Origin of the sequence: Corynebacterium kefirresidentii (assembly GCF_016599755.1) — a bacterium.
Classification (GTDB): domain Bacteria; phylum Actinomycetota; class Actinomycetes; order Mycobacteriales; family Mycobacteriaceae; genus Corynebacterium; species Corynebacterium kefirresidentii.
In genome coordinates this window covers 1,900,183-1,912,326 of the sequence record NZ_CP067012.1, presented here as the reverse complement: position 1 = coordinate 1,912,326, position 12,144 = coordinate 1,900,183, and the positions used below count along the sequence as shown (strand labels likewise).

General features: G+C 55.5%; 12 protein-coding genes, 1 tRNA gene and 1 pseudogene. 8 read left to right on the top strand and 6 right to left on the bottom strand.

All coding sequences use genetic code 11. The annotated features are described in order from the left end of the window. Positions 1 to 61: 61 nt before the first annotated feature. The 4 genes from I6I12_RS09170 to I6I12_RS09155 all read right to left on the bottom strand — a co-directional run bounded on the left by I6I12_RS09170 (position 62) and on the right by I6I12_RS09155 (position 4,393). Entirely contained in the window at positions 62 to 490 is a 429-nt protein-coding gene (locus tag I6I12_RS09170; protein ID WP_200287968.1) for an OsmC family protein, read from the bottom strand. 192 nt (positions 491 to 682) lie between these two features. Further along, on the bottom strand, positions 683 to 1,711 hold the full coding sequence (locus I6I12_RS09165) for an ABC transporter ATP-binding protein (RefSeq protein ID WP_200287966.1): 1,029 nt from the start codon (positions 1,709 to 1,711) through the stop codon (positions 683 to 685). A gap of 1 nt (position 1,712) precedes the next feature. Continuing rightward, positions 1,713 to 3,329 (bottom strand): ABC transporter permease, encoded by a 1,617-nt coding sequence (locus I6I12_RS09160; protein ID WP_200287964.1) that lies wholly within the window; start codon positions 3,327 to 3,329, stop codon positions 1,713 to 1,715. Between the two features lie 32 nt (positions 3,330 to 3,361). Further along, positions 3,362 to 4,393: an ABC transporter substrate-binding protein gene (locus tag I6I12_RS09155; protein ID WP_200287962.1), complete on the bottom strand. Its 1,032-nt coding sequence runs from the start codon at positions 4,391 to 4,393 to the stop codon at positions 3,362 to 3,364. A 653-nt stretch (positions 4,394 to 5,046) separates the two neighbouring features. On the opposite strand from I6I12_RS09155, the pseudogene I6I12_RS09150 reads away from it, so the two are divergent. The 8 genes and pseudogenes from I6I12_RS09150 to I6I12_RS09115 all read left to right on the top strand — a co-directional run bounded on the left by I6I12_RS09150 (position 5,047) and on the right by I6I12_RS09115 (position 11,287). Continuing rightward, positions 5,047 to 6,266 (top strand): annotated as a pseudogene (locus I6I12_RS09150) (IS30-like element IS1513 family transposase). 76 nt (positions 6,267 to 6,342) lie between these two features. Then, complete coding sequence (locus I6I12_RS09145) at positions 6,343 to 7,527, top strand: Nramp family divalent metal transporter (protein WP_011272788.1); 1,185 nt, start codon at positions 6,343 to 6,345, stop codon at positions 7,525 to 7,527. A gap of 20 nt (positions 7,528 to 7,547) precedes the next feature. Further along, on the top strand, positions 7,548 to 7,937 hold the full coding sequence (locus I6I12_RS09140) for an NUDIX hydrolase (RefSeq protein WP_005292595.1): 390 nt from the start codon (positions 7,548 to 7,550) through the stop codon (positions 7,935 to 7,937). 62 nt (positions 7,938 to 7,999) lie between these two features. After that, entirely contained in the window at positions 8,000 to 8,575 is a 576-nt protein-coding gene (locus I6I12_RS09135) for a TetR/AcrR family transcriptional regulator (protein ID WP_005292598.1), read from the top strand. Then, complete coding sequence (locus I6I12_RS09130) at positions 8,572 to 8,934, top strand: DoxX family protein (RefSeq protein WP_005292602.1); 363 nt, start codon at positions 8,572 to 8,574, stop codon at positions 8,932 to 8,934. Before I6I12_RS09135 ends, I6I12_RS09130 begins: the two co-directional genes overlap by 4 nt. Before the next feature lie 88 nt (positions 8,935 to 9,022). Next, entirely contained in the window at positions 9,023 to 9,265 is a 243-nt protein-coding gene (locus tag I6I12_RS09125) for a YlcI/YnfO family protein (RefSeq protein WP_005292604.1), read from the top strand. A 914-nt stretch (positions 9,266 to 10,179) separates the two neighbouring features. Beyond that, complete coding sequence (locus I6I12_RS09120; protein WP_200287959.1) at positions 10,180 to 10,602, top strand: DUF2871 domain-containing protein; 423 nt, start codon at positions 10,180 to 10,182, stop codon at positions 10,600 to 10,602. A 256-nt stretch (positions 10,603 to 10,858) separates the two neighbouring features. Then, positions 10,859 to 11,287: a hypothetical protein gene (locus tag I6I12_RS09115; protein WP_023021999.1), complete on the top strand. Its 429-nt coding sequence runs from the start codon at positions 10,859 to 10,861 to the stop codon at positions 11,285 to 11,287. 46 nt (positions 11,288 to 11,333) lie between these two features. Here the strand turns inward: I6I12_RS09115 and I6I12_RS09110 are convergent, their stop codons facing one another. Further along, complete coding sequence (locus I6I12_RS09110) at positions 11,334 to 11,927, bottom strand: Type 1 glutamine amidotransferase-like domain-containing protein (RefSeq protein WP_023021998.1); 594 nt, start codon at positions 11,925 to 11,927, stop codon at positions 11,334 to 11,336. 112 nt (positions 11,928 to 12,039) lie between these two features. Next, positions 12,040 to 12,112 (bottom strand) — tRNA-Arg (locus I6I12_RS09105). Between the last annotated feature and the right edge of the window lie 32 nt (positions 12,113 to 12,144).

Genomic DNA, 12,144 nt, shown 5'->3' with positions numbered 1-12,144 from the left:
AGCAGGAGGTCTAAAGCCCCAGAGGCAGCGAAAGCGCATGTCGCGCATTTACTTCGTAGTGCTATTTCGAGTCATTGCTAAACAACACTCGTGTGGGATTCTCAACCGTGCGCGACACCGTGCAGTCCTTCTCATGGGAGATGCGAATCAGATTGTCCACCAGCTCGCGTGCTTGGTTACCCTCGGACGTATCTGGGAAAGAAAGATTGAACCCCACGCGAACCTCCGACAGGCGCGATGCGCCATCCTCGTTTACGCGGTCGCCTTCTACATGCACATCAAAAGACTCCGGCTCAGCGCGCCGGGAGGTCACCACGTCCACGTCTACTGCGGAGCACCCCGCAACGGCCGCAAGCAAGAGTTCAACAGGGGAGAGGAGCCCCTCGCCACTGCCAAACTCAATGCTTGCTCCCGCGGAATTGGTAGCTCGGTATAGGGCGGTGTCGAGGCGGGTGAGGTCTACGGCGTAGTGTTTAGTACTTTCACTCATGACTTAGAGCTTAAGCAAGAAGCGAGAAACGCAGAAGGAAATGGCGGTGAGGATCGTTCGATGGTCAACGGTCCTCGCTACTTGTGGTCAATATGAGCATAGGATCTTGTTCCAGAAAGCGGGGCAGCTGTCATGGAAAACGAGATCACAGTGAAACCGCCGAGTTGTTAAAAGTTCGCGGAACGTGACGAATTAAAAAATCAAGGGCGGCGAAAAGTGAATCCAAACCGATTGTCCCAATGCGGGTTTGTGGTCCGCAGTGGTGCGGAATATGGTTCCAGATTCATGAGTGGCGGTAACGGAGTAGTGGTCGCCTTCGAAAATTGCGGAGTCCACTATTGCTGGAACCGTGGTGCCTAGATAGTCTTCGTCCACAATCTTTGCGTGGTGCGGCAAGATAGCGGCTTTAGTACCTTCCTCTCGCACGGTTACTTGGCTCAGAGGCCATGAAACACCAAGCGTGGGACACTCGACGCAGCTTCCTGTAGTGGTGGTTTGAACAATTGTCGCGTCCGAAATAAACGCCGCGACCGCCGGGCTAGCAGGATTTTCCAGCAGCTGTTGCGGGGTAGCGATTTGTTGGATTTCGCCGCCGTCTAGGACCACGACTCTATCTGCAATTGCCAGCGCTTCGGCGCGATCGTGGGTCACGTGCACCGTGGTTAGACGTTGTTTTTCCGTCAGCGCCACTAGTTCGCGACGCAAATTATCGCGCAATGGTTCGTCAAGAGCTGAAAGAGCCTCATCCAGTAACAAAAGTTTGGGACTTGCGACGATCGCTCTGGCAAGAGCCACGCGCTGGCGCTGTCCGCCAGAAAGACTGTTCGGAGACCGGTCTTCGAATCCCGGCAGCCCTACGAGGGCCAAAGTTTTAGAAATGTGCTCTTCGCGTTTAGCCTTAGATACTTTCGCTCGGCGTAGCGGATAGCCAACATTCTCTTTAACAGACATGTGTGGCCAAATCGCGTGCTGTTGGAAAACCATACCAATGCCGCGCTCTTCGGGAGGAGTTGAAGTCATCTGTCTGCCATCGATGTCGAGCTCGCCCGATGATGGGGAAATAAAACCAGCGATGGTGCGAAGGAGGGTGGATTTACCGGAGCCTGACGGTCCTACAAGTGCGATGAGTTCTCCTGGCTCGATGGAGAGGTTGATATCGCGTAGGCCAGTGGTGCCGTCCGGAAAAGTGACCGAGAGGTGTGAAGTTGCAATTTTCGCCATTTTAAGTCCTTACCTTAGGGGACTGAATAGTCAGCGCGAGGGCAACGATGCCGACGATCGCGAAGAGTAGGGATAGAGCCGATGCCTGGTTATAATTTCCCGCCTGCTGAAGATTGAACACTTGGACGCCCAGCGTTGTCGTCCCGGGAGCGACAAGTAGTACGGAAATAGTTAGCTCTCGAATCGCAGTCACCGCCACTAGAACTGCGCCGGAAATCGCCGCTGGAATGCTCATTGCACCGACGGTTGAAAAGAGCGCCTTGAGGGGCGTGGCACCAGAAATGCGCGCTGCTTCTTCTATTGTGGTCGGGGTACTTATTAAAGGAGCACGCACGGATTGAACAACGAGTGCGGTAAATGCGCAGACGTAGGCAATAAGTATTATCCAAATCGTGTTATACAACCCCGTATAACGTCCGGCGATAAGCCAGGCTACACCGATGATGAGTCCTGGCAGGGCGCTCGGTAACAGCGTAGAAAGCATTAGAAGCGTATTTCCCCGTGCATGGGTCCGGGAAACTAATATTCCGATGACCCAGCCAAGAATGCCGCAGATTAACGCTGCGGTTATTGAGAGAAGTGCGGAATTGGTTAGCCCGTCGATGACGCGCGGGTTGGACAAAGCATTGGTGAAGTTCGCCAGCGAAATGGTTTCTAATGTAAACGGAATCCCAGGGGCTGGTAGCAATGCGCGGTAGGCCAAACCGAGGATTGGGCCAATGGAAATGGCTAGTCCGCACACCCACATGATGATTGTGACCGGCCAACGCGCTGAATGCAGCGAAAAGCGCGCCGGGCTACCGGAGTCATGGGTAGAAGGTGAGTTTCTTAATGAGGTGAGATAGTCCATGGTGACGGCGCCGATTCCCAAGAACAAGAGAACAACTCCGATGGTGGAGACTACCTGCAGGGGGTTGGATACGGTGCCAGAATCGATGAACCGGTAAATCATCGTTGCCAGGGTTTCGAACCTAGCTGGCGAGCCGATAATCGCGGGAATCCCGAAATCGGCAAGATTAGCAATTGCCGTGAGGGTAAACGCTGACAACAACGCAGGGCGAAGGAGGGGAAGGGTGACCGTACGCAGAACCGTTATTACGGAAGCTCCTGATACACGGGCGGCGAGTTCAAAATCTGGTGAGATTGAGCGCAGGCCCGATGAAATGATTACGTATGCTGTGGGAAAAGAGTGGATAGTCATCAGCGCAATGACCCCATCTGCGCCGTAGATATTCCAAAGTTCGAACCCAATGAGTCTATTTAAACCTTGATTCGGACCGAAGAGCTGAGTCCAGGCAATCGCTCCGATAAAAGGGGGAACCAAGAGGGGCGAAAGTAGGAAGAGCCGCAGTACCGAAGAGCCATAGATATCTGTGCGGTCTATTGCGATGGCAATAACGGTTCCAATGATGACGGCAGCAAGCCCCGAAAGCGCCGTGGTGAAAAGCGAATTCCATGTAGCAATGCCGAGCCCTTGTTCCAGAAGGGTGGGAATTTGGTTTCCTCCCAGTGCGAGGGAGACAACCAGGACCAAAGGCGTAATGAACAGACCAACAGCGATGAACCACACACCAACGCGCAGCGCGGATACGGAGGGATTTTTCAACAAGTGAGCCATCAAGAACTAGGAGGGATTAGAACAGACGGGGACTAGGAAGAAACTGCTTTTTGAAAAGCTTCGACGGCGGCGTTTTTATCCTTGGTAATTTTCTCTAGGTCTTGGTCCATGAGTTCAATGTCTTCAAGTTCTGGGGTGGCTGCTGGAGTTCCCACGTCCTTGCGCACTGGAAGATACGACTGCTCGACTGCGATTTTTTGTGCCTTTTTCGAAAGTAGGAAGTTGATGTACTTTTGTGCTGCTTCTTGTTCTTTGGAATCTTTGAATACACCCGCAGGTTCAGAAATATACGGTGCTCCCTCGGAAGGGTAGGAAAGAGCGACAGGGGAACCCTTGTCCGCTAGGTCTCGCACTAGATAATCGACGACTACACCTACGGGCCGTGACCCGGAGGCGATTTCTTGGGAAGTGGGACCATTGGACTCTGCGATCATCGGGGAGTTCTGGCCGAGATCTTCGAGCCAAGTTTCGCCGAGATCTGAATTGTTCTTCCACGCCGAGGCATTGAATGCCGCCGCGCCAGAGACCGCCGGGTTCGGCATGATGAGTTTGTCCTTATATTTCGGATCAGTTAGATCTGCCCACGACCTCGGGGCTTCGCCTTCTGCAAGTTCGTCGGTGTTATAGGCAATTACCGTAGGGATAATGCGCGTACCGACATAAAAATTCTCGTCGTCCTTGGCCTCGTCGATGATGTTGTTGGAATCAACATCGGCAAGCTGGATGAGGTCACCATCGTCGGCATAGTTTTCAAAGGTAGGTGCATCGGCTGCCCAGAAAACATCCGCTTGGATGTCACCAGATTTTTTCTCTGAAGATATGCGTGCGTTCAAATCTCCGGTGCCCGCGCGGTACACCTTGACCTCGATATCAGGAAACTCTTCATTGAAGGCCGCATTGATCTCATCGGCCTTTTCTTCCGGCTCTGAGGTGTAGACGGTGATCGAAGTTGAACCGCTTTCTGCCTGCGTATCTTCATTCTTGGATGTAGGCTCACCGCACGAGGTAAGAAGTACAGTTGAAGCAAGAACTACAGCAGTAAGAGAAGAGTGCCTAGGCTTCATTTGGGGAATTTCCTCCAGAGAGAGTAGTGATCAGGAGTCTTTATCTAACTGTTCCGAAGTTAAGGAAACTTGGGATCGACGTGAATTCGCAGTTAATTTTTGACTCCCTGAGCGGGTGATTTGGAGGGCGGCGCGGTTAAAAATCCTCATACAAAACTGAATGAAACGTGCTGTCAAGGGGTGAATGCGCCACTTCGACCGGGAGGTAGTTGTGACGCGTTGGACTCCGAAGGATGTTAAGGATGCTGCTGTTGAGCGCGTGGTGGCAGGCGAGGCAGTTAGCCTGGTCGCGCGTGATGTGGGTGTAGGCCCCGAATCGGTTTACGGTTGGTTGAGGGTAAGAGGTGTCGAACCTCCAGGCAGGCGTGCGAGTCGTTTGCGTGATCCGTTTGTCCGTGAGGCTGTTGGGTTGGTGCGTGCAGGTATGTCGATCAGTCAAGCAGCACAGACTGTTGGAATATCGACTGGCTTGCTTCACAGCAGGTTAAAGAAAGCTGGTGTAATCGAAGTGCGGCCTAGACGCGCCCACTTGTCACCTGATGAACGTGCCTAGGCCGTGGAGCGAGTGCTTGCTGGTGAGAGCTGTCAGACAGTGGCTGATGCTATCGGTGTGCATCCTTCTACCGTGTATGGGTGGATAAGGAAGCAGCGGTATGCGAAGTTACGCCGGCAGCGACATCGTCGAACGCCTGATGAGGCGGTGGTGTCTTTGCCAGATACAGGCAAGAAGCTGGGTAAAGATTCTGTTATGCCAGCACCGATGAAAACTCAAGCCGTTGATGGATTTCCTAGCGGCGTATTCGACAAACACGCCTTAGTAGGGCGTGGTCGCAGGCTTACTGTTGAAGACCGTGTTGCTATTGAAGCGGGATGTCGTGTCGGTGATTCGGCACGAGCCATCGCGCAGAAAATAAATAGGCACCACAGTGTCGTCGCTCGTGAAATCACCCGTAATGGTTGGAAGATCGTCGATGAGGACGGCACAGAGCAGCTGCGGTATAACGCCCACAACGCTGCTGTTTCTACTGCTGGTCGGATGGTGCGGCCAAAACTACGCAAGCTCGATGAAAGCCCAACGCTTCGGGGTGTAGTAGTCGATTGCCTTGCCCGCAGGTGGTCACCTGGGCGCATTAGTGCATGGCTTGAGCATGCTTTCAGCGATGATGAAAGCATGCGTATTTCCCACGAAGCGATCTACAGTGCCTTATACATTCAAGGCAAAGGCAGCCTGCGAGCCGAGCTTGAAGAAGTCATGAAGACTAAAGACGTACTTATCCGCGGCGGCTCAACACGCAAGCGTCGTGCCCGAAACGCTGGCGTGTTAACCGGTCGCCCTTGGATCAAAGGTGCTGAGATCACCCACCGCAGCCCGGAAGCTGATGACAGGGCTATTCCCGGGCACTGGGAGGGCGACCTTGTTATTGGTAAAGGTGGCAAAAGCGCGCTGATTACCCTAGTAGAGCGCACCAGCCGTTACACCCTGCTTGGACACCTTCCCGATGAGCACAGTTCACACACCGTGGTCGCAACCCTGCAGGACATGGTCAAAGACCTCAACACCGAGCAGCTAAAGACCATCACATGGGACCAAGGCGCAGAAATGGCTGTCACAGCACAAGTCCAGATTAAAGACGGCTGCCAGGTGTTTTTCTGTGAACCGCACTCACCGTGGCAGAGACCAACCAACGAGAACACCAACGGCGAGATCAGGCGCAGGTTCTACAAAAAGGGCACCGACTTTGCCACCGTCACACCCGAACATGTCGCGTGGGTGCAAAATGAGCTCAACGAAACACCCCGACAAATCCTCGGCGGCGCAACCCCACGTGAAATACTTAACGAACTATTCAAGCGTGGCGCATCCACCGCTTGATTCCGCCCCCCTGGCTTGAACATATGGCGATGAAAACTAGACTTCAAGTAGTTGAACTTTTGGTATGGAGATGCCTATGCGTAAGACCTTAATCAGCCTCACCGGCCCCGCCTTCGTTGCTGCAGTGGCTTACGTCGACCCCGGCAACGTAGCCGCCAACATCAGCGCCGGCTCCCACTACGGCTACCTCCTGGTGTGGGTACTCGTCGTGGCCAACCTCATGGCCATGTTCATCCAGTACCACTCCGCCAAACTGGGCCTAGTCACCCACCGCTCCCTGCCGGAAATCATGGGCGAGCGTCTCTCCCGCCGCGCGCGCCTAGGCATGTGGGCCCAGGCCGAGCTCATCGCCGCGGCCACCGACCTCGCCGAAGTCATCGGCGGCGCCATTGCCCTGCAACTCCTCTTCAACCTCCCCCTGTTCGCGGGCGCGCTCATCATCGGCGCGGTCTCCATCATTCTCCTCATCTTCCAGAAGAAGAACCAGTGGTTCGAGGGGCTTGTCATCGGCCTGCTCCTGGTCATCTGCATCGGCTTCCTTGCCGGCCTCGCCATCGCCCCGCCCGACCCCGCCGACGTGGCCGGCGGCCTCATCCCCCGCCTAGAGGGCAAGGACAGCATCCTGCTGGCCGCCTCCATGTTGGGCGCCACCGTCATGCCGCACGCCATTTACCTACACTCCTCCCTGACCAAGCAGCGCTACCCCGACCTGGAAATCCCCCACGTGCTGGCCGGCACCCGCGCGGACATCGCCGTGGCGCTGTCCATCGCCGGGCTCGTCAACGTGGGCCTGCTGGTCCTGGCGGGCTCGGCCCTCTACGGCGTGGACGGCACAGAGACCATCTCCGGGGCCCACACGGCGATTGCCAGCCACCTCGGCCCGCTGGCCGGCGTTCTCTTCGCCATCGGCCTGCTGGCCAGCGGCCTCGCCTCGACGTCAGTGGGCGCCTACGCCGGCTCCGAAATCATGGACGGCCTGCTTCACATCAAGGTCCCCCTACTAGTCCGCCGCCTGGTCACGCTCATCCCGGCGCTGGTCATCATCGGCTGCGGGGTCGACCCCACTATGGCACTGGTGGTCAGCCAGGCACTTCTTTCCCTGGGCATCCCCTTCGCCATCATCCCGCTTTTCCGCTATGCCGGCTCCCGGGACGTCATGGGTGAGTTCGCCGCGAAACCCTGGTCTATGGCCGTGGGCTGGACGCTTGCCGCGCTGGTCATCGCACTCAATCTCGCCCTCGTGCTCCTGCCGCTGCTCTAGGCCGCCTACAATCAGCAGCCATGATTGAAGTAGCAGCCGTCGTCATCCGCAACCCACAAGGCCACGTGCTTACCGTGCGCAAGAAGTCCTCCACCAAGTACCAACTGCCCGGCGGCAAGCCCGAGGCGGGCGAGGCGCTTGTCGACGCCGCCCTGCGCGAAGTTGCCGAAGAAGTAGGCCTCACCCTCGACGCCGAGAGCCTCAACAAACTCGGCACCTTCGACGCTCCCGCCGCCAACGAACCGGGCGAGGTCGTCGTCGGCACCATCTTCACCTACACCCGCACCGTCACCGCCGACGAACCCCATGCCGCCGCCGAAATCGGCGACACCGCCTGGGTCAACCCAGCAGCCCCCGACCGCGAGCTTGCACACCTGCTGCGCGACCGCGTCTTCCCCACGCTGGCCTAGCGCCAACTGTCAACACTTCGGCGTCATTGACCTCGAAACCATCAAGAGCTACCCTTTTGAACATGTTCACTGAACACGTTCACTCATCGCGCTCGGCCGCCAAAGCTGGCACCGTCAGCAAGGTCCTAGCCACCGCCTACGAACTCTTCCTCACTCAGGGCTACGCCACCACCAGCATCCGGACTATCGCATCCGAAGCTGGCGTTAGCGTGGGAACCGTCATGGGAGTCGGCGACAAACAAACGCTGCTCATCCGCACCATTGGCCAACACATTTCAGAACTCCACGATGACATCCGGGGACAATCCGATAGCCTTCTCGATGTCCTGAGACCTTTCCTCCAGATGTTTACCGGCCACGAAGAGCTCTCCCGCGCCTTTGGCGCAGCACTCATCCAACAAGGCAATCAAGGCGAAGCGCTCACCGCACTCAAAACGCTCCTGACCGATGAAATCACCCTGCGACTCGGCACCAGGCTCAGCAGCGCCGATGCGGCCGAGTACGCCGACCTGCTGTACAACGTCTACCTCGGCTTACTCATCGGCTGGGCCGCCGGAATCTACGACACCGAGCACCTCACATCCCAAGCCGCCTCATCGATCGAACGCCTCAACACCGCATTCGGAGTAACCCAATGATCCTAGAATCTTCCCCAGCCTGGCCCTCCCTTCTACTAGCAGCCATTCTGCTTGGCGACGCCGCCCTCTCCCTCAAACCAGTCCCCTTCATCGAAGCCTGCCTCAGCGGCGTCAAACTCCCCAAGGACTGGTGGTGGGCGCTCATTGTCATCAAGTGCCTCGCCGCCGTAGGACTCATTGCCGGCCTCTGGTTCCCCGGCGTAGGAATCACAGCCATGATTGGAGTCATCGCCTATTTCTGCGCGGCCGCAGCAGCCCATGTCCGCGCCCACTTCCTCGGTAGCGCATTCTGGATCAACTGCTTAGGCATGCTCGCATTCTCCATCGGAGTACTGATCCTGACGCTCGCACTGAATTAAGACACCAGTCAACCTTTCACGGCTTCCTGAAGGCAGATACATCATTGCACCTCTTGAATGATGACTTGATGCTTTCTACCCTAAAGGTATGCGCACGACGATAAACCTCCCGCCGAAACTCCTTGAAGAAACGAAGGTCCAAGCCAAAGCCAACAATGTCACTTTGAGCTCATACGTCGAAGAGGCGGTCCGCGCTGCCCTCAAGAAGGAAGCCCGCATCAGTACCGAAGACACCCCCGTTAACCTGCCCTCCTTCGATTGCGGCGGACCGGCTCTAGTTGATCTCAGCAACAAAGAAGCTGTGTGGGCGGTACTCGATGATCATTCCTGATGTCAACATTCTCGTTTATGCCTTCCACTCCGCTGCACCGCAACATAAACCCGCTCAACAATGGCTAAGTAGTGCTCTAAATCGGCATGAAACAATTGGACTCCTGGATGTTGTGGCAAACTACTTTCGCGTTTTGATCCTGTAAATATGAGCATCACGGCGAATGGATTGGTGCACTTTCGGCACACGCGGTTGCGTCTGGAATCCACGCTGTACCGTCCAACGGCGCCGTTTTGAGGACAACTAGCAGTGCCGACGTTGGTACTGACGACCCCCAGGGAATACCAGATCTCAGCAGTGGACCAAGCGCGAGCTGATGACCACAACCGTTCCGCGCTCACTTCGCTAATGCTGTGGGGCTTGGCGGCCCCCTTTAGATCGGCATGCTTCTCGCCGAGCTTTCCACCGTGGTATGGGATAGTGCGCTCTGAGGGCTACTCCCAAGTCAGTTATGGAGCAATTCCAATCAGAGGCGGGCAAGCGTTTGCTATTCCGCAGGTGTGATTGGAGAGCCATGGAGTTTAAAAGCTCTGCTAGAAGATTAAGGATTCAAAGAACTCGTTCAACTTTTTCCACGGGTCGTTTTGTCTGTAGACATTCTGAAATCGTCAATGTATTGCAGGGAATTGAAAAAGGCACGGTGCGTGGAGGTGGGTTTCGATAAAACTTATAACGGGAAAATCCCGAAACGATCTCTGTTCGAGGGTAAATTTGGCCTATTTGTTAATACTGGGCTTGGCGAGGGACTGGGGAATGCTTTCGTTTTCATTTGCGTCTGTGGTCAACCAACTGGTTGATTGCAGTTTCAACCAGCCCTGCGATTCAAAGCCGGAACAGATGTAGAAAGATGAGTCCTTGGAGTATTTGATTCGTCGCTAATCCGGCCGTGGCAGCGGTTGGGAAGGAGAATGACCATGAAAGCTTTGTATTGGGCATCCATTTTCTACCTTGTCTTGGGATTGGGAGCCGGGGTCTTCTACCGCGAATTCACGCGTGCCAATGATTTCCCCGAGGGTGAGTTCACTCAGTTGAGCGTGGCGCATACTCACTTGCTGGCGCTCGGTTTCACGATGAGCCTTATCTTCTTGGTATTGGAGAAGGTCTTTGGTCTGTCACGCAGTCGTGGTCAGTTCAATGCGTTCTTTTGGCTGTATAACGTCGGCGTGGTCGTCACCGTCGGCGTCATGATCTGGCACGGATGCCTGACCGTAATGGGGGAGGAGTCCACTGCAATGATCTCTGGGATCGCTGGTCTTGGTCATATCCTCATTACGATTGGCCTGATTGCATTCATTGCGGCACTAGGCAATGCCATCAGCGAGGCTCAAGAGGCTTAGGCCCAACCCGTAGCAGGTGACTAATGATGAGCGAGATGGTTACTAAATAGGCGCAGTGTCTCCACGGCGAGACTGGATTTAGCTAAGGCGCGATGGGGCAGGAGTTCGTTTATCGTCCTGCCTGCAGCGCTGTTGTAGGCCTCAGGAAAGATTACCGATAGCTGGGGTCGCAAACGTTCATTTCTGGCGTGGCTGCGGTTGGATCATTGACTTGCCATTGACGCTCTACGGCTTGGGCTTTGTGCCTGTGTAGTTGATGGGTACGCTGCTCAGCGAGATTCCGGTGAATAGTTTCGGTCAGGCTTCGGCTACCCAGAGTACGGTCCGCCAAGTCGGTTCCGCGCTGGGCACTGCGGTTTCTGGGTCGGTATTTTCCATGGCACTTGGGCTAACGCTGCCCAAGACGCTGGAGGCGGCCGGCATCATGGGGCCGGGTGCCGCTGGCATAGCAGAAGCAACGCGCCAATCAGCTGGTTCCGCTATTGCAGAACTGCGCGTTCAAGGCGGGCATAGTCCCTTTAGCGAGCAGACCAGCGTTGTGGTGCAGGCGCTTAGCTACGGCATGACCGGCGCCGCCCGCTACTCCCTTCTTGCTGCAACGGCATTCCTGGCGCTGGGCTTTGTTAGTGCGATGCGGGTTCGCCGTGCCGCGAACGAAAGCAGTTCCATGGAGCAATCGAACTGATTTATTGCCAGAAAGTTAGTGTAAGTCTGTTGTTTTCCTGGGCGGATTAGATGAGCAAAGTTTTTCTGCCTTCAACTAAGAGGGCTTGCCCATCCCTCAGCAGTAGGAGATTCCAATCTTGTCCGTACTGCGCAACAGTTTCACTGATGACGTTTATAGAATAAGGACCAGTCGTTCCTTGGGCGTGGGGAATAATGACATACGGAGTGAGATTTAGTCCTGTGCGGTCGGTGAGCTGCGGTGCCGTCCGCGGATCGTCCATGATTGATGCCGGTTCGATTGAAGGTCCTGCAACCATTGCGCCGGCAGAACTTCCAGCGTAAAGCGTGCCGTTCTGGACCGCTTCAACTAGCAGGTGGTCGGTACCAGTGAGTCTCAGCGCATCAAGGAGACGGAATGCCTCGCCGCTCGCAACATAGATACAGTCGGCTAAGTTGATTTCATTGCGTATGTCGCTCGGTTGCGCCTGCGCCACGGTTAAGGGGATTAGTTCCTCTGCCGCATTGCGAATGGTTGTCAACTCTGTTTGGGCGAACGGGGCTTGGCTCATTCCCGCGGCAGCATCATCGATGTACAGCACTCGACCCGAAATGTATTTGCTGATTTCTGGGTGTAGGTATGAGGCGAGGAGTAAGTGCATAGGCTTAGTCTACGTGAGCGCCTTATATGCTTGGGGCAGCTAGATCGGAGTATTGAATAATCGGAAAAGTCTCGAGACGCCGATCGGAACGATGTCTCGAGACTTCACATTGTGCCCCAGAGTGGATTCGAACCACCGACACCGGCTTTAGGAGAGCCGTGCTCTATCCCCTGAGCTACTGGGGCTGGGAGTTGCTAGTGCAACTTGGCTAATCATA

Excerpts from the sequence above, each read along its gene's own strand:
- I6I12_RS09170 (WP_200287968.1), bottom strand. The coding sequence starts at position 490 with ATGAGTGAAAGTACTAAACACTACGCCGTAGACCTCACCCGCCTCGAC.
- I6I12_RS09165 (WP_200287966.1), bottom strand. The coding sequence starts at position 1,711 with ATGGCGAAAATTGCAACTTCACACCTCTCGGTCACTTTTCCGGACGGC.
- I6I12_RS09160 (WP_200287964.1), bottom strand. The coding sequence starts at position 3,329 with ATGGCTCACTTGTTGAAAAATCCCTCCGTATCCGCGCTGCGCGTTGGT.
- I6I12_RS09155 (WP_200287962.1), bottom strand. The coding sequence starts at position 4,393 with ATGAAGCCTAGGCACTCTTCTCTTACTGCTGTAGTTCTTGCTTCAACT.
- I6I12_RS09145 (WP_011272788.1), top strand. The coding sequence starts at position 6,343 with ATGCGTAAGACCTTAATCAGCCTCACCGGCCCCGCCTTCGTTGCTGCA.
- I6I12_RS09140 (WP_005292595.1), top strand. The coding sequence starts at position 7,548 with ATGATTGAAGTAGCAGCCGTCGTCATCCGCAACCCACAAGGCCACGTG.
- I6I12_RS09135 (WP_005292598.1), top strand. The coding sequence starts at position 8,000 with ATGTTCACTGAACACGTTCACTCATCGCGCTCGGCCGCCAAAGCTGGC.
- I6I12_RS09130 (WP_005292602.1), top strand. The coding sequence starts at position 8,572 with ATGATCCTAGAATCTTCCCCAGCCTGGCCCTCCCTTCTACTAGCAGCC.
- I6I12_RS09125 (WP_005292604.1), top strand. The coding sequence starts at position 9,023 with ATGCGCACGACGATAAACCTCCCGCCGAAACTCCTTGAAGAAACGAAG.
- I6I12_RS09120 (WP_200287959.1), top strand. The coding sequence starts at position 10,180 with ATGAAAGCTTTGTATTGGGCATCCATTTTCTACCTTGTCTTGGGATTG.
- I6I12_RS09115 (WP_023021999.1), top strand. The coding sequence starts at position 10,859 with ATGGGTACGCTGCTCAGCGAGATTCCGGTGAATAGTTTCGGTCAGGCT.
- I6I12_RS09110 (WP_023021998.1), bottom strand. The coding sequence starts at position 11,927 with ATGCACTTACTCCTCGCCTCATACCTACACCCAGAAATCAGCAAATAC.